The 15576-nt window shown below is 57.6% G+C and carries 21 protein-coding genes; 12 read left to right on the forward strand and 9 right to left on the reverse strand.

Annotated elements, in window-relative coordinates; all coding sequences use genetic code 11:
* The first annotated feature begins 36 nt into the window (after window positions 1–36).
* Window positions 37–387, forward strand: coding sequence for a hypothetical protein (locus tag SHIM_RS00630; RefSeq protein ID WP_054000690.1), 351 nt, complete (start codon window positions 37–39; stop codon window positions 385–387).
* Between the two features lie 3 nt (window positions 388–390).
* Here the strand turns inward: SHIM_RS00630 and SHIM_RS00635 are convergent, their stop codons facing one another.
* The 3 genes from SHIM_RS00635 to SHIM_RS00645 are packed head-to-tail and all read right to left on the reverse strand — an operon-like array spanning window position 391 to window position 3485.
* Window positions 391–1560 (reverse strand): lytic murein transglycosylase, encoded by a 1170-nt coding sequence (locus SHIM_RS00635; RefSeq protein WP_054000691.1) that lies wholly within the window; start codon window positions 1558–1560, stop codon window positions 391–393.
* Between the two features lie 60 nt (window positions 1561–1620).
* Window positions 1621–2529: an adenosylcobinamide-phosphate synthase CbiB gene (gene cbiB, locus SHIM_RS00640; RefSeq protein ID WP_054000692.1), complete on the reverse strand. Its 909-nt coding sequence runs from the start codon at window positions 2527–2529 to the stop codon at window positions 1621–1623.
* A complete protein-coding gene (locus SHIM_RS00645; RefSeq protein WP_054000693.1) occupies window positions 2526–3485 on the reverse strand; it encodes a threonine-phosphate decarboxylase in 960 nt (319 codons plus the stop codon). Before SHIM_RS00645 ends, cbiB begins: the two co-directional genes overlap by 4 nt.
* Before the next feature lie 173 nt (window positions 3486–3658).
* On the opposite strand from SHIM_RS00645, the gene SHIM_RS00650 reads away from it, so the two are divergent.
* Window positions 3659–4054 (forward strand): response regulator transcription factor, encoded by a 396-nt coding sequence (locus SHIM_RS00650; RefSeq protein WP_054000694.1) that lies wholly within the window; start codon window positions 3659–3661, stop codon window positions 4052–4054.
* Window positions 4055–4072: 18 nt separating this feature from the next.
* Here the strand turns inward: SHIM_RS00650 and SHIM_RS00655 are convergent, their stop codons facing one another.
* On the reverse strand, window positions 4073–5047 hold the full coding sequence (locus SHIM_RS00655) for a glutathione S-transferase family protein (protein WP_054000695.1): 975 nt from the start codon (window positions 5045–5047) through the stop codon (window positions 4073–4075).
* A 204-nt stretch (window positions 5048–5251) separates the two neighbouring features.
* Here SHIM_RS00655 and SHIM_RS00660 point away from each other — a divergent pair, with 204 nt between their 5' ends.
* Together SHIM_RS00660 and SHIM_RS20280 are read left to right on the forward strand one after the other, a co-directional pair.
* A complete protein-coding gene (locus SHIM_RS00660) occupies window positions 5252–5605 on the forward strand; it encodes a hypothetical protein (RefSeq protein ID WP_054000696.1) in 354 nt (117 codons plus the stop codon).
* A 180-nt stretch (window positions 5606–5785) separates the two neighbouring features.
* A complete protein-coding gene (locus tag SHIM_RS20280) occupies window positions 5786–5923 on the forward strand; it encodes a hypothetical protein (protein ID WP_193749835.1) in 138 nt (45 codons plus the stop codon).
* Window positions 5924–6314: 391 nt separating this feature from the next.
* Here the strand turns inward: SHIM_RS20280 and SHIM_RS00665 are convergent, their stop codons facing one another.
* Window positions 6315–7487, reverse strand: a complete 1173-nt coding sequence (locus SHIM_RS00665; protein WP_054000697.1) for a MalY/PatB family protein — start codon at window positions 7485–7487, stop codon at window positions 6315–6317.
* Between the two features lie 101 nt (window positions 7488–7588).
* Between SHIM_RS00665 and def (SHIM_RS00670) the strand changes: the two genes are divergently transcribed.
* From def (SHIM_RS00670) to SHIM_RS00695, 6 genes are all read left to right on the forward strand, one after another.
* Window positions 7589–8101, forward strand: a complete 513-nt coding sequence (gene def, locus SHIM_RS00670) for a peptide deformylase (RefSeq protein ID WP_054000848.1) — start codon at window positions 7589–7591, stop codon at window positions 8099–8101.
* The gene (def, locus tag SHIM_RS00675; protein WP_054000698.1) at window positions 8098–8589 is read left to right on the forward strand and encodes a peptide deformylase; all 492 of its coding nucleotides are present in this window, start codon (window positions 8098–8100) and stop codon (window positions 8587–8589) included. The genes def (SHIM_RS00670) and def (SHIM_RS00675) overlap by 4 nt, the downstream gene beginning before the upstream one ends.
* A complete protein-coding gene (gene def, locus SHIM_RS00680) occupies window positions 8586–9080 on the forward strand; it encodes a peptide deformylase (protein ID WP_054000699.1) in 495 nt (164 codons plus the stop codon). Before def (SHIM_RS00675) ends, def (SHIM_RS00680) begins: the two co-directional genes overlap by 4 nt.
* A 23-nt stretch (window positions 9081–9103) precedes the next feature.
* Window positions 9104–10009, forward strand: a complete 906-nt coding sequence (gene fmt, locus SHIM_RS00685; protein ID WP_054000700.1) for a methionyl-tRNA formyltransferase — start codon at window positions 9104–9106, stop codon at window positions 10007–10009.
* 10 nt (window positions 10010–10019) lie between these two features.
* Complete coding sequence (locus SHIM_RS00690; protein ID WP_054000701.1) at window positions 10020–10256, forward strand: hypothetical protein; 237 nt, start codon at window positions 10020–10022, stop codon at window positions 10254–10256.
* 135 nt (window positions 10257–10391) lie between these two features.
* Window positions 10392–11420 (forward strand): glycosyltransferase family 2 protein, encoded by a 1029-nt coding sequence (locus SHIM_RS00695; RefSeq protein WP_054000702.1) that lies wholly within the window; start codon window positions 10392–10394, stop codon window positions 11418–11420.
* Window positions 11421–11468: 48 nt separating this feature from the next.
* On the opposite strand, the gene rnhA is transcribed toward SHIM_RS00695, so the two are convergent.
* The 3 genes from rnhA to ispH form a co-directional block, all read right to left on the reverse strand.
* Window positions 11469–11927 (reverse strand): ribonuclease HI, encoded by a 459-nt coding sequence (gene rnhA, locus SHIM_RS00700; RefSeq protein WP_054000703.1) that lies wholly within the window; start codon window positions 11925–11927, stop codon window positions 11469–11471.
* Window positions 11920–12525, reverse strand: a complete 606-nt coding sequence (locus SHIM_RS00705; protein ID WP_054000704.1) for a class I SAM-dependent methyltransferase — start codon at window positions 12523–12525, stop codon at window positions 11920–11922. The genes rnhA and SHIM_RS00705 overlap by 8 nt, the downstream gene beginning before the upstream one ends.
* Window positions 12526–12586: 61 nt before the next feature.
* Complete coding sequence (gene ispH / locus SHIM_RS00710; RefSeq protein ID WP_054000849.1) at window positions 12587–13540, reverse strand: 4-hydroxy-3-methylbut-2-enyl diphosphate reductase; 954 nt, start codon at window positions 13538–13540, stop codon at window positions 12587–12589.
* 179 nt (window positions 13541–13719) lie between these two features.
* Between ispH and SHIM_RS00715 the strand changes: the two genes are divergently transcribed.
* Window positions 13720–14166, forward strand: coding sequence for a c-type cytochrome (locus tag SHIM_RS00715; protein ID WP_054000850.1), 447 nt, complete (start codon window positions 13720–13722; stop codon window positions 14164–14166).
* A gap of 73 nt (window positions 14167–14239) precedes the next feature.
* On the opposite strand, the gene SHIM_RS00720 is transcribed toward SHIM_RS00715, so the two are convergent.
* Window positions 14240–14815: a LabA-like NYN domain-containing protein gene (locus SHIM_RS00720; RefSeq protein WP_054000705.1), complete on the reverse strand. Its 576-nt coding sequence runs from the start codon at window positions 14813–14815 to the stop codon at window positions 14240–14242.
* Between the two features lie 154 nt (window positions 14816–14969).
* Between SHIM_RS00720 and folK the strand changes: the two genes are divergently transcribed.
* A complete protein-coding gene (gene folK / locus SHIM_RS00725; protein WP_054000706.1) occupies window positions 14970–15530 on the forward strand; it encodes a 2-amino-4-hydroxy-6-hydroxymethyldihydropteridine diphosphokinase in 561 nt (186 codons plus the stop codon).
* Window positions 15531–15576 lie beyond the last annotated feature (46 nt).

The following is a 15576-nucleotide window of genomic DNA, read 5'->3' on the forward strand; positions in this document are numbered from 1 at the left end:
AACCCCGCATAAGCTGATCTCAAACAGGAGATATCTATGCGCGTACTTGCTGCCGTTCTAACCCTCGCTGCTGCGCCTGCCATCGCGCAGGACTGGAAGTCGCACTCTGGCGATGAGGCCTTTGACGCGGAGACGCTTACGGCGCGCCTTTCAGGTCAAACGCTGACGTTTTATGACGATGGGCGGTCCGTCTATGACAGCAACGGTGAGTATCAGTACATCTATGGCGGCGGTGGCACGTGGTACGGGCATTGGGCGGTGGCCGACAACTCGCGGGTCTGTGTGACCTTTGTCACCGGCGTTGAGCGTTGCGATAGGTTTGTTACCAACGGCGATCGCTTGGTGTTGCAGACGGCGGACGGGATGCGATTTCCCATCCGCCCTTAACTTTTAGAGTTTGTTCAACAGGCCAACCGTTGGCCATGCATCGGCTGGCAGACCAAGGCGTTTTTGCTCGGCTTGCACAGCGCGGCGGGTCAGTTTGCCCAGAATGCCGTCAACCTTGCCGACGTCATGCCCGCGCGCCTTGAGTTTCTTTTGCAGCGCTTTCATCTGGCCACCAGACAGGCCAGGATCGGCGTTGCCCGCATCATAGCGTGGCGCGCCCTCAAGGCGGGTGCCGAAATAGGCGGCCGTGGTCACATAGACAAAGCTCTTGTTCCACTCAAAATAGACGTGGAAATTCGGGTACGCCAAAAATGCCGGGCCTTTGCGGCCTTGCGGCAACAGCAGCGAGGCGGGCAAGTTGGCCAATTTCCCCGAACGTGGTTTTACGCCCATCTTGGCCCAATCGCGGGCGTTCATAGTGTGATCCAGACCGGATTTTGACCAATCAACGTTGGAAGGCACCGAGACCTCCTGCAACCAAGGTTCGCCCTTGCGCCACCCCAGATGGGAGAGCATTTGTCCACCGGACATTAGCGCATCAGGGGCTGACGTTTTGAGCGTCACCTTGCCGTCGCCATCGCCGTCCACGCCGTTTTCGATGATGTCGGCAGGCAGCATTTGTACCATGCCGATTTCACCCGCCCACGCACCAGTGGTTTTGGTTGGGCTGAAATCGCCACGCTCATAAAGTTCCAGTGCCGCAAACACTTGGGGGCGGAACAATTCGGGGCGGCGGCAATCGTGCGACAGCGTCACCAAGGAATTCAGCGTGTTGAAGTTGCCTTGGAACGTGCCGTAGTCGGTTTCAAAGGCCCAAAATGCCAAAAGCACGCCGCGCGACACGCCGTATTGCTGCTCGATGCGGTTGAAGATGGCGTTGTATTGATTGGATTTTTTGCGACCGTTGTCGATGCGGTTCTGGCTGATCAGACGTTGGGAGAAATCCAGAAACGGCATTTGAAACACGCCCTGACTGCGGTCTGCCTTGATCGTTGCCGGATCCTGACGGGCGGAGGCGAAAAACTTGTCCACCGTGGATTTGGAGTGGCCTTTGGAAATGGCTTCTTTCTTGAGGCCGTTGATAAAGCCGTTGAATGAACCGCCGCAGGGCACTTTGGCGGTCGCAAGGCCCGCGCTGAGAAGCAGGGTGGAAATGGCGAGTGTCAAACGCATATGAAAACCTCTTAATCTGTTGCGCCGACCCTAAGCAGGGGGGCGGCGTAGGGCAATGAATTAGACCACTGCAAAAAATAGGACAGTGCCGACCGCCAGCCCCCATGTGCGCCACAATGCGGAACAGGCGATGTCGATGTCGTCAGGCGTAACTGTGCGACGACCATCTGCGTTCACAAAGGGGAAATCGCGCAATTCGCCATCATAGGTACGCGGGCCGGACACAGCGATGCCCAAGGCGCGCGCCATGGCGGCCTCGGGCCAGCCCGCGTTGGGTGAGCGGTGCAGCGCCGCATCCGCGCGGATCACAGCCCAGTCACCCATAGTGCGATGGCTCACGGCGATCAGGACAGCGGTCAGGCGGGCAGGGATCCAGTTCAGCAGATCATCAAGTTTGGCGGCGGCTTTGCCAAACTGTTCATAGCGCTCGGTGCGATAGCCGATCATGCTGTCGGCGGTGTTGATGGCCTTGTAGATCAGCAGGCCGGGAAGCCCGGCGATCAGGAACCAGAAAGCGGGCGCTATGACACCGTCGCTGAGGTTTTCGGCCGCGCTTTCGATGGCCGATCGCGCCACATCGCTTTGGTCCATTGCCGCGGTGTCGCGGCTGACGATCATCGCCACCGCGCGTTTGCCATCGCCCAAAGACACCCGCAACGCGTCGCCCACGGCCTGCACATGCTGCACCAGTGACCGTTGCGCCAGCAGGATTGCCGCCAAAAGCAATTCCGGCAGCCAGCCAATAGCCGCCAAGACAGACCCCAAAAGCCATGCCCCGACAACCAAGGCAACGCACAGGGCAACGCCTTTGGCAAAGCGACTGTCGCCGGTGTTCAGCCGCGCATCAGCTTTGCCAATCACGCGGCCCATCAGGACCGCGGGGTGGGGCGTGCGGTCCCACATCCAAAGCGGCTCTCCCATAGCGGCGTCCAGCAGCATCGCAAGAAACAGAACAGTGGCGTGGCTCATAGTGCGGCCTCCAGCTGTGCCCAGCGGTCGGGCGCTGGCAGGCCAAGGCGCAGGTAGGTTTTGGAATAGGGAAAGATGCGAGACCAGACGTGTTGTTTGGCAAGCCGGTCCTGCCACGCGGCGGCGTCGTTGACCTCATAAAGCCGGAACAGCGTGGTGCCGCCCACGATTTTGGCGCCTTTTAGGCTCATTAGGGCGTCAAGTCGGGAGGCGTCCGCGATCAATCGCGTTCGTGTTGCATCCGCCCAGCCGTGGTCGCGCAGGGCAGCCGCGCCAATGCGCAGCGCGGGGCCGGAGACCGCCCATGGGCCGGTGAAATCTGCAAGCCGCTCGATTAAGGCAGGATCTCCGATTGCAAACCCCAGCCGTGCGCCTGCAAGCCCCCAGAATTTGCCGAAACTTTTAAGCACTATGCGGCCGGTCTGAGCGGCTTCTTTCACCAGTGTGGCGTCGGGTGTGACGTCGCAAAAACTCTCGTCGATCACGGTCAGAGGCGCAGTCAGATCGTTTTCGGCCCAAAGCCGTCCGGTCGGGTTGTTAGGGTGCACCAAAACGCGGGCGGCAGGATCGTCGGTCGAGACATCCCACCCTTGCGCCACAAAGGCGGCGGCGTGTTCATTATAGGTCGGGGCTGGAATGTCCACACGCGCAGGGTTCGCCAAAGCCGGAATGCGCGCGATCAGCGCCGAAGCGCCAGGTGCCGCCAGTATTGCCGCGTCGTCCGGCACCTGCCAGAAAGCCCGCGCCGCGTCGGTCAGAGCATCTTGCGCCGCCTTGTCCGGTAGGTCGGCCCAATCGGCTGGGGAGAAGTCTGGCAATGGATAGGGCACCGGATTTATGCCGGTAGACAGATCCAGCCATGCGGCGCGTGTGCCGCCCCAACGGGTCACCGCTGCGTCGATGCCGCCGCCGTGGTCGCGAGGAGTGCGTGTTTCCGCCGTTGAAATCATTCGCATTTTACCGACTCTTTACTCTGGTTACCCGCGAATATGCGATATCCACCGGTATTGGCAAGAAATTGCCGTTTACGGAAAATTAAAGTTGGAATTGCCCGCTCGAACCTAGAGTCTTTAGGGATACGGCGGCGCAAGCAAGGACCGCCAGATGTCAAAATCCTAGGGGGATAGATATGGGCACACTTATAGTCGGCAAGACAAATCTTGCCAAACTGTGGGGCTATCACATCAATGATGCAGGCATGCGGGTCGATGTGGTGAAGACAAACGACGATGCAGCAGAACAATTACGCACGCGGTCTTATCGCGTTGTGGTTCTGGATCTGGAAGGGGACACAGAGGACAATGCCTTTGCACTGAGTGATTATGCCGGCGTGCGCCAGCCGGACGCGCAGGTATTGTTTGTGGCTGACAAACCGTCACTGTTGGACGGTTCGCTGTTTAGGTTTTGCGTCAACATGGGTGGGTTGCTGTCCAAATCCACACCGCCTGAAGACCTTGCCGCGCTGGTGGGGCATCTGGCCAGTACCGGCGACGGCCGCCGGCACGTGTCCGGTTTGGCCATCTGAACGTCGGTCACAGAAAACTCAGGCGCGCCCGTGCGGCGCGTCGTAGTCGATCACCGGATTGATCGGCACAATGCGGTGCGGGTTTATGCTTTCGTGGCTGTAATGATAGTGGCGCACGATGTGGTCAAAGTTCACCGTCTCGCGCACGCCGGCCATCTGATAAAGCTCCCGTGTGTAGCCCCAGAGATTGGGGAAATCGACCAGCCGGCTGCGGTTGCATTTGAAATGCAAGTGGTAGACCGGATCAAAGCGGATCAGCGTCGTGAACAGGCGCCAGTCCGCCTCGGTCAACGCGTCGGCCATCAGGTAGCGGTTTTGCGACAGGCGGGTTTCTAGCCAATCCAGCGTGTCAAACAGCGGATGAACAGCGGCGTCATAAGCTTCCTGAGTGGTGGAAAAACCGCATTTGTAAACACCATTGTTCAGCGTGTCGTAAATCCGCGCGTTGACCTCCTCAATGGCGTCGCGCTGGGCCGCGGGCCAATAGTCATCCGTATTGCCAGTGATGCCGTCAAAGGCGCTGTTGAACATGCGGATGATTTCGGCGCTTTCATTGCTCACGATGGTCTCGCGCTGCTTGTCCCAGAGGATCGGCACGGTCACGCGGCCCGAATAGGTCGGGTCGGCTTTGGTATAGATGCCGTGCGCGTGGCTTTGACCGTAAAGCGTGTCGCCGGAGGCGCCCTTGTCGTCCATTTCAAAGGTCCAGCCCTGGTCCAGCATGTCGGGATGCACAGCGGACACTGTGATGTGGTCTTCCAGCCCCTTGAGGGCGCGGAATATCAGCGTGCGGTGCGCCCAAGGGCAGGCAAAAGAGACATAGAGGTGATAGCGCCCGCTCTCGGCTTTGAACCCGTCAGTGCCGCTGGGGCCCGCGCTGCCATCCGCCGTGACCCAATTGCGAAACTGGCTGGCAGAGCGCACGAATTTGCCACCCGAGGATTTGGTGTCATACCACTGATCCACCCATTTTCCGTCTACCAATAGGCCCATGTGTCTCTCCGAAATTGCGCGTTTGGGTCAAAGTAAGCGCTGCGCCCGCGCAGAGAAACCACCGTCGCCGCAAAGGCTCTGCGCGCCAATGCACAGTCTGCGGTGTATCCGCGACATTTTGCCGGAGACAGTGTGTTTACAAAAACTTGGCTTGACCCCGATAGGCTGTGCACCGATTTTGGTGCGGACCGCGGAGGAGATGACATGAGCACCTTTTTGCCCCCTGACGTGCAGGCTGGCTTGGATGCCGCCCGCAAGAAAGCATTGAAGCAACGCCATCGCCTGCGGGTGGAGGCGAACGGCCGGAGCTTTCGTGTTATCAAATTCGAAGACGACGGGTTTACACTGGATATCCAAGACGCCCCGCATCTGCGTGGTCTGGTCGATGTCTTTGACGGCGGCAAACACTTGTACCAATGCCTGATCGTTGCCTCTTCAGAGGAAGCGGACGAAATGCGCTATGACTTCAAGCGCCACACTCTGGCGATGGACCAAGCGCCGGTGGATTTTGAACGGGTGCGCGAGGCGCCGGTGGCGTTGTTGGGGAAAGAGGGTTAGGCGGTAGCGCCGGATGGCATGCATCCGCAGCGAAAGTCAGGTTTGAGCCCAAAGTGCTTGATGCTGCACCGTGCACGAATGGCTGCTTTATGACATGAACGAAGTAGCCCTCAGTATTGTTGTGCAGTTACAGGCAGAAAGCTCTCATTAATCCTTAAATTGGTTCTCGTACGCGGCGACATGTTGCGGAAAAAGATCTTCGTATGGTGGCTCATGTACGCCGAGTGCATCAACGAACATCTCGACATGATCACCGAAATCAACCAAGTGGAGTATGGTGTCTACACACTGAACGCGTCGTCCATCACTCATAATTAAAGATAACCCATTCCATATCCTATAGTCTTTATCTTCTTGCAGTTGCGGGAGGACTCTAATGGAAAATTCTTCAAAAGAATCTGAGGGAAGGAAATCTCCTTCGGCGCAGCCCATGGGCGCATCTCCGCTCTTTGCCAAATCCGTATCACCAATATGCGTGTTGTTGTGGAAGACTGAAAACACCTTGCATCATCCCTACCTGTGATATTCTCGTTTTTGGACAATATGAAAGGCGTGGAATAAACCTACCGCTAACTTGATGGTTTCCCCTAAAGCGGTCTTTGGGAAGAAAGCGATGAAAGGATACTAAGTCCGCATAGCGGTTCCAAGGCTTTGGATGCAGATTGCTGCAATGCAAAGGCGCGAAGGAGTGTCCCCCGCGCCAAAGGCTTTATTGTAGATCCGAAAACGCTTCCGCCAGCCGTTCACAGGCTTCCCGCACGCGCGCACGTGGCGTGGCGATGTTGAAACGCAGGAAGCTGTCTCCCCCTTTGCCAAACGTTGGGCCATGGTTCACGGCGATGCGGGCGCCTTGTTCGACGCGATTGGTAAAGTCTTCGCGGGCCATGCCGGTGCCGGAGAAATCCACCCAACTCAGATAGGTCGCTTCAAGGTTCATCGACGCCAGACCGGGAATGTCGGCAATCGCAGTGTCCAGGATTTTGCGGTTTCCATCCAGATAGACCACCAGTTCATCCACCCAAGCCGCGCCGTCGGGCGAATAAGCGGCCTCGGCCATGAAGAGACCAAAACTGTTGGCCGACAGACCAAGTGCTGCCATGCGCGCGCCGAATTTTGCGCGCAGGGCAGGGTCCGCAATGATCACATTGCCGGAGTGGCTGCCCGCGATATTGAAGGTCTTGGTGGTGGCCGTCATCATCACCAAACGATCGGCGATCGAGCTGTCCACATTGGCCATCGGAATATGAGTGTTGCCCGGAAAGACAAGATCGTGGTGGATTTCGTCGCTCACCAAAACAAGATCGTGCCGCTTGCAGAAATCCGCAACGCCTTGCAGTTCCTCGCGGGTCCAGACGCGCCCGCCCGGATTGTGCGGCGAGCAGAGAATGAACATGGTTTCATGCCCTTTCATCTGCGCATCCCACGCGTCAAAATCCATCTCGTAGCGGCCGTCGCTTAAGGCGAGCTGGCATTCAACAACTTCGCGTCCCGCCGCTTTGATCACCTTTGCAAAGGCGTGATACACAGGCGTCATCAGGACAACGCCGTCATCCGGTTTTGTGAAGGCGTCTACACACATCGCAGTGCCGTTCACCAGACCATGCGTGGTGAAAATCTCGTTGCGTTCCACAGCCCAACCGTGACGTTCTTTCATCCACCAACGGATTGCATCCAGATAGGCGCCATCATCGCCGTAATAACCATAGACGCCCATGTCATTCATTTTGACCAGGGCGTCCGACACGCATTGCGGTGGACGGAAGTCCATATCAGCCACCCACATGGCAATTCCGTCTTTGGCAGGTACGCCGTAAATGGATTCCATCATGTCCCATTTCACGGAATGGGTGCCAAAGCGGTCGATGATCTCGTCAAAGCTCATTAGGGTGGGTCCTTTGCTGGATTGAACGGCCCGACGCTACCTCATTGGCGGGCACGCGCAACCCCGTTGCGCAATCGGGCTGCGTGTCCTAGATGAAAGCCATGAAACGTTCGATCCTGATCCATCCCGATCCCCGTCTGAAAAAGGTCTGTGCGCCGGTCGCCGACCTAAGTGATGAATTGCGCACTCTGGCCAAAGACATGCTGGAAACCATGTATGATGCGCCCGGCATTGGCCTTGCGGCGCCGCAGGTTGGCGTGTTGGATCGGCTGATCGTGATGGATTGCATCAAGGAGGGCGAACCCGAGCCTATGGTGATGTTCAATCCCGAGGTTTTGGGCAGTTCTGATGAGACCAACGTCTATGAAGAAGGCTGTTTGTCGATCCCTGAACAATTTGCCGACGTCACCCGCCCCGAAGCGGTGCGCGTGGGCTGGATCGACATGGACGGCAACCCGCAGGAAAAAGACTTTGATGGTCTCTGGGCGACCTGTGTGCAGCATGAGATCGACCATTTGAACGGCAAGCTGTTCATTGACTATCTTGGCCCGATGAAGCGTCAGATGATGACGCGCAAAAGCCAGAAAATGAAACGTGAGCTGGCGCGGGGATGAGCGTTCTGCCGATTGTTCTCTGGCCTGATGCGCGCTTGTCGCAAATTTGCGCCCCGGTCGGCGACGCGGATATTCGAACGCTGACCGATGAAATGTTTGAAACAATGTATGCGGCTCCGGGTCGTGGGCTTGCCGGTCCGCAAATCGGCGATATGCGCCGCGTTTTCGTGATGGATGTCACGTGGAAAGAAGGCGCGCGTACTCCGATGGTCTTTGCCGATCCGGCGATCACCGCCCGAAGCGTCGAAACTGTCGTGATGGAAGAGGGCTGCCTGTCTATCCCTGACCTGATGGTGCCAGTGACTCGGCCACGCGAGATTTCCGTAACATGGCGCGATGAAGCTGGTGCCTCGCACAGCGCCGACTTTGACGGTTTTGCGGCCCGTTGTATCCAGCACGAAATGGATCATTTGGACGGCGTTGTCACGCTGGATCACCTCGACACCGCCACCCGGGCCGCGCTGATAGAAGGATATGACCCCAAATGACTGTGCGTACCTGCATTCCCTGGCCTGACAAACGCCTGCGCACCGCCGCCGCACCGGTGACGGAGATAACCGATGAGGTGCGTCAGGTCTGGGATGATCTGATCGAGACGATGTATGCGATGCCTGGTGTTGGCATGGGGGCAAACCAGATCGGCGTGATGCTGCGCGTGATTGTGGTGGATGCGACCGAAGACGGCACCGAAGCGATCCGGATGGCCAATCCGGAAATCCTGCACGCGTCGGTGCAGCCGCACGAGCACGAAGAAGCGAGTCCAAACCTTGTGGGCGTGTCGGCCAAAATCAAACGTCCGCGCGCGGTGACCGTGCGCTATTTGGACGAACACGGCGCAACCGTTGAGAAGGATTTTGTCGGTCTGTGGGCGACATCGGTTCAACATCAGATCGACCACATCAACGGCAAGATGTATTTCGACCACCTTAGCAAGACCAAGCGGGATATGTTGATCAAAAAGGCCCGCAAGCAGCGCTGAGGCGCCGCACACAGGAGAAGCAGATGCGTATTGTATTCATGGGGACACCCGATTTTTCGGTGCCGGTTCTGGATGCTCTCATTGCGGCGGGTCACGAGATCGCCGCCGTCTATTGCCAGCCGCCGCGCCCTGCGGGTCGCGGTAAGAAGGATCGCCCGACCCCTGTGCATGCCCGCGCCGAAACGCTTGGCTTGGAGGTGCGCCACCCTGTGTCGTTGCGTAATGAGGCCGCACAGGCCGAATTCGCGGAGCTCAAGGCTGATATCGGCGTGGTGGTGGCCTATGGCCTTATCCTGCCACAGGCCATTCTGGACGCGCCCGAACTTGGCTGCCTGAACATTCATGCCAGTCTTTTGCCCCGCTGGCGCGGGGCGGCACCGATCCACCGCGCGATCATGGCGGGCGATACAGAGACCGGCGTGTGCATCATGCAAATGGATGCGGGCCTTGATACCGGCGACGTGCTGTTGCGTCGTGAGATTGCGATTGGCACCACTGAAACCACCGCAGAACTACACGACCGCCTGTCGCAACTGGGCTCGGGCGCCATCGTTGACGCGCTGGCAAACCTGTCGGCGCTGAAACCAGAGCCTCAGCCTAGTGAGGGTGTTACTTACGCCGAGAAGATCGCCAAATCTGAGGCGAAAATTGACTGGACCGCGACGGCCGAAGAAGTTGACCGCAAAATCCGCGGCTTGTCCCCGTTTCCAGGTGCATGGACCGAGATTGACGGCCAGCGGGTGAAACTTTTGGCGTCGCGGATCGGCGCGGGGCAGGGTGAACCGGGCACGCTGTTGGATGATGCGCTTACCGTGGCGTGCGCGAGTGGGTCGGTGCAGCTTCTGCGCTTGCAACGTGCAGGCAAAGGCGCGCAGGATGCAGAGACATTTTTGCGGGGCTTTCCCTTGAGTGCCGGCCAAACCCTTTAAGGAGCACGCTATGTTCTTTGCCTTTTTCGGCACGGTCATCATCGCCGGTATCATCGGATATGCGTCTGAGCGCTCGGGCTTCACCCACAACGGTTATATCCCTTCGATCATCATCTGTGTTGGCGGCGCGTTTCTGTTTTTTATGGTGTCGCGCATGTTTCATATCGGCTTTGGCAGTCCCGGAATGAACGCAATTGTGTCCGCTGTCGGGGCCCTCATTATCGTGCCCACACATTTTCGCCGCTAGGCCCGCTGTGGCGTTTCTGCCGCGAAAACCTTCGATTCAATTAAAAATGTAGACGTCTGCCCTGACGGCTTGCTACCCTGTGTCCATAACAAAGGGTGGCCGAAAAGAGCTGCCCATGAGCATGAGGCAAAAACAGTGGCTTTCTTCGGATTTGGCAGCGAGTCCGCTGCCCCAAAAGTGACGGTTGTCACCACCATGAAAGACGAGGGTGCTTATATTCTCGACTGGGTGGCGCATTACAAAGCGCTGGGCGCGACCGACATCGTCGTTTTCACCAATGATTGCAGCGATCAAACTGATTTGATCCTGCGAAATCTCAATCGGCTTGGACAGCTGCATCACCGGTTCAATCGTGTGATGAAGCGCGGCCCGCACAAAAGCGCGTTGATGTGGGCGCAACATGAACCCTGCGTTCAGGATGCAGACTATATTCTGGTCGTGGATGTGGACGAATATCTGCAAATCGGCGTTGGCGATGGCACGTTCCAGGCGCTGATCAATGAGCATCCCGAGGCGGATGCGATCTCTCTTGTGTGGCGCGTTTTCGGCAGCGCGGGCATTGAGGCGATCTCTGATGTGCCAGTGCCACAGCAGTTCACCTTGGCAGAACCTGAGGTGCCGACAGCAGACATGCATCCGCACCGGTTCTTCAAAACGTTGTTCCGCAACACCAAGAAGTTCAACCGTATGGGCGTGCATCGCCCGTTCATTGAACCGGACGCCACAGACATCAACTGGGTCACGCCTGATGGCACGCGACTGGACGACCGTCAGGTCAAAGGCGCGCTGCATATCAACAAGGGATTTGGCTATGACGTGGCACAGCTGAACCACTATGCGCTGCGTTCGGTGGACAGTTTTTTGAACAAGCAACGCAGGGGCCGCGCCAATCACGTGAACGGCAAGCTGGAGCTGCCATATTGGAACAAGTTCGATAAGAACCACACCGAAGACCGCCGTCTGGCCGAAGGGTTTGACGCCGCGCTGGCGCTAAAAACCGACCTGCTCAAGGACGAGATCCTCGCCAAGCACCATCATGCAGCCGTTGATTGGGCGCAGCGCATGGCGCAAAAAGCGCGTCGCCAGCGGCCGACCAAGATGTTCCTCGCCAAGCTTAAGGCGCGCGAACAAGTCGAGGCCGTCAACGAGAATAAGGCCGCGTAATCAGGTCTGAAATCTACAAAGGTGAAAGGCGCGGCGTTTGTCCGCGCCTTATTTTTTGGTCTTGTAGGGCGCCATGCCTTCGCGGGCCAACTCGTCAGCGCGCTCGTTTTCCGTATGCCCTGCGTGGCCTTTGACCCATTCCCAGGTCACATCATGGCGCGCCTGTGCCGCGTCCAGTCGCTGCCACAACTCGACGTTTTTGACCGGCTTCTTTGCAGCGGTTTTCCAGCCATTGCGTTTCCAGCCGTGAATCCAGCCGGTCACCCCGTCTTTGACATAAGAACTGTCGGTCACAACGGTGATTGTTGACGGGCGTTCCAGCGTTTCAAGCGCCATGATCGCCGCCATCAGTTCCATCTTGTTGTTGGTGGTTTCCGCTGCGCCGCCGTTCAGCGTGCGTTCTTTGACGACGGTGTCGCCGTCTTTGGCTTGCATCAAGGTGCCCCAGCCGCCCGGACCGGGATTTCCTGAACACGCGCCATCGGTATATGCAAACAAATCAGCCATGCGCGGTGAGTATGACAAATGAGTCGTCGGTGCCAGCCAAACCGACTCCGCTTCCTGTACGTTTTCGACTCACGGCGAAACCGGCGGTCTCGAGCAATTCGGTCAACTCTTCCGGTTGGTAATAGCTGTAAAATCTGCCCAGATGATCGCGCGCTTCGCCGTCGCCAAGTTTCATTCCAATGTGGAACGCACCTGCGGGTTTGAGCGCTTGTTTCACACGTGTCAGATGCGCAGGCAAATCCGCCTTCGGCGCGTGCAAAAGGCTGAAATTGGCCCAGATACCATCGTAGCGCGCAGCCGCATCCAACGCATCAAACGTGCCAACCGTCACATCCAGATCAAACGCTGCCTTGGCCAAGCCCGCCATTTCAGGCGAGGCATCCATGGCGTCCACGCGGTATCCGGATGTGCGAATTTTAGCAGCCCACTGACCGGGACCACAGCCGTAATCCAACACAAGGCCGTTTGGGGGCAACAGGTCAAAAAAAGCGGTCAGATCGCTGAATTGATCCACGTCGATGTCATCGATGTGGGCAAATTTTTCGGCGTAGGTGCCGGCCGCCTTGGCATAGACATCCAGTGTTTGTTTGTCGCTCATGCCCGCTCCATAGCGCAGTGTCCGGCAATCCCCAAACACGTCATATTTGAGAAAGGTCGACTCACAGCTCTACGTCTCGCAAAACCCGTGGCACTTTGAAATTCACGCGCTCTACCGCGGTTTCCACGATCTCGACTGTCACATCAAAGCGGGTCCTGAAAGCGTCGATAACTTCATTCACCAGCACTTCGGGAGCGCTGGCGCCAGCGGTGATGCCAAGGGCCGAGATGCCTTCGAGCGCCCGCCAGTCGATGTCTTCGGCGCGCTGTACAAGCTGGCTGTATTCGCAGCCATTGTTGGCGCCCACTTCGACCAGCCGTTTCGAATTGGAGGAATTCGGCGCGCCCACAACCAGCATCGCATCGACTTTGGGCGCCACGGCTTTGACCGCCTCTTGCCGGTTTGTGGTGGCATAACAAATGTCTTCTTTGTGCGGCCCAACAATATTGGGAAAGCGCGCGTTCAGCGCGGCAACAATGCCTATGGTGTCGTCCACTGACAATGTGGTCTGCGTCACAAATGCAAGTTTGTCAGGGTCACGCACATCCACGGTGGCCACGTCGCTGGCGGTCTCTACCAACAGCACTTCGCCGTCAGGCAACTGGCCCATGGTGCCAATGGTTTCGGGGTGGCCTGCGTGGCCGATCATGATGATCTGAAGGCCGTGTTCTGAGTGGCGCTCTGCCTCGATATGCACCTTGCTCACCAAGGGACAGGTCGCGTCGACATAAATCATATTGCGGCGTTGCGCTTCGGCGGGCACGACTTTGGCGACCCCATGCGCGGAAAAAATCACCGGGCGGTCATCAGGGCATTCGTCGAGATCTTCGACAAACACCGCACCCTTATCCCGCAGACCATCCACAACAAATTTGTTGTGCACGATTTCGTGGCGTACATAGACCGGCGCGCCCCATTTGGTCAGGGCCATTTCGACGATCTTGATCGCACGGTCGACTCCGGCGCAAAAACCGCGCGGGGCGGCCAGGTGGATCTGAAGCGGTGGTTTGGTCATGATGGTCTCCGTATCGCGCATTCACAGGTAAGCGTTTGCGCCGCTGTGGTCCAGCCTGTCCAAACACCGAGATGGTCGCGCACAAAAAGTTGAAGCCCGCTGGCGTGCCGACTTTCTTGACCTTCCAGCGCTGGAAGTCTCTAGCGGGATGCCAACATAACAATACAGAGGAATATTACATGCGTTTTGTGTGGGGCGGAGCGGTTGCAGTGGTGGCCGCAATAGCAGGCGTTTGGGTGTTTATGTCCGGCGCTGCCGCGAATGGGTTGCCATATCAGGATGCTGCCAGTGTGGCGCGCGGCGAACCGATTTATGCGGAAAACTGTGCGTCCTGTCATGGGGCTGCGTTGGAGGGCGAGGACAACTGGCGGCGGCGGAAGCCAGACGGCATGATGCCTGCGCCGCCGCATGACGCGTCAGGCCATACCTGGCATCACGCAGACGACATTCTGATAGCCATCACAAAGTATGGCACGGAACAAGTCGTGGGGCAGGGCTACAAGAGTGACATGCCCGGCTTTGGTGACGTGCTGTCGGATCAGGATATTCTAGATGTCCTCGGCTATATCAAAAGCACATGGCCTGATCGTGTGATTGATATGCACAATAAGGCCAACGGAGCATAGCGGGTATCGCAGCAATCGGGCACAAAAAAACCGGGGCGGTGCAGCCCCGGTTTCAGGTCGTCGTCAAGCTGAGTTACTTGCCGGCGAATTCTTCTTCGCGGTCACGCTCGGGCATCGGATCGCGCGGTGGGCGTCCAATGACTTCGCGCAGGCCGTCCAGCTCGATAAAGTTGTCGGCCTGACGGCGCAGTTCGTCGGAAATCATCGGCGGCTGGCTGCGGATTGTTGAAACAACAGATACGCGCACACCTTGACGCTGCAGGCTCTCAACGAGCGGCCGGAAATCCCCATCTCCGGAAAACAGCACGATGTGGTCCACATGCGGCGCGAGCTCCATGGCGTTGACCGCCAGCTCGATGTCCATGTTGCCTTTGACCTTACGACGGCCTTGGCTGTCGGTGTATTCCTTGGCTGCTTTTGTGACCATGGTGAAACCGTTGTAATGCAGCCAGTCAACCAATGGCCGGATCGGCGAATACTCGTCGTTCTCCAGCAAAGCAGTATAATAAAACGCGCGCAGCAACTTGCCACGACGCATGAACTCGGCACGCAACAGCTTGTAGTCAATGTCGAAGCCGAGCGATTTCGCTGCGGCGTACAGATTCGACCCGTCTATGAACAGCGCAAGCCGTTCGTCTTTGTAAAACATCAAAATGTCCTTTCTGAACCTGCCGCGCGTGAAATGTCCCGTGAGTGAAAAAAATGAACGAGCGTGACAGCGTCATAAGGGTAGTGATATTTGCGGCAGCATCAAGATCGCCCCCCGGCTATTTAGGATAGGTCCCCAGAATGATGGCGCTAAAATGATTGAAAACATACTGTTAGCACTCGGCGGGAACCTGCCGTCACAGGTTGGTGAACCCCAAGATACGTTGTCCGCCGCGTTGGTGCGGTTGAATGAGGCGGGGATCACTCTCCTTTCAGTCAGTCGATTCTTCGAAACGCCTTGTTTTCCGGCCGGTGCCGGCCCCGATTACGTAAATGCTGCTGTCACAGTCGCCAGCGATTTGACGCCCCGTGACCTGCTGCGGCGCCTTCATGAGATCGAAGCGGAGTTTGGTCGTGAAAGAGATACCCGTTGGGGCATGCGGACACTGGATATCGACCTGATCGCGATGGGGGATTTGGTGCTGCCGGACGAGGCCACACAGCGGTCGTGGCAAACATTGCCCATGGAAGAACAAGTGCGCGCGACGCCGGAACAACTGATTCTCCCGCATCCTCGTTTGCAAGATCGCGCCTTTGTCATTGGTCCGCTGATGGACGTCGCACCCCAGTGGAAACACCCGCTGACAGGCCAAACAGTGGCGGAAATCCACGCTCAATTGCCAAAACAAGACCTTGCGGCACTAAAAAGCCTTTGAAACGCGCTTGTCACCGCGCGAAAAGCCGCATAAATACACCACTTCT

This window comes from Shimia sp. SK013, from assembly GCF_001292625.1.
Taxonomy (GTDB): Bacteria; Pseudomonadota; Alphaproteobacteria; order Rhodobacterales; family Rhodobacteraceae; genus Shimia.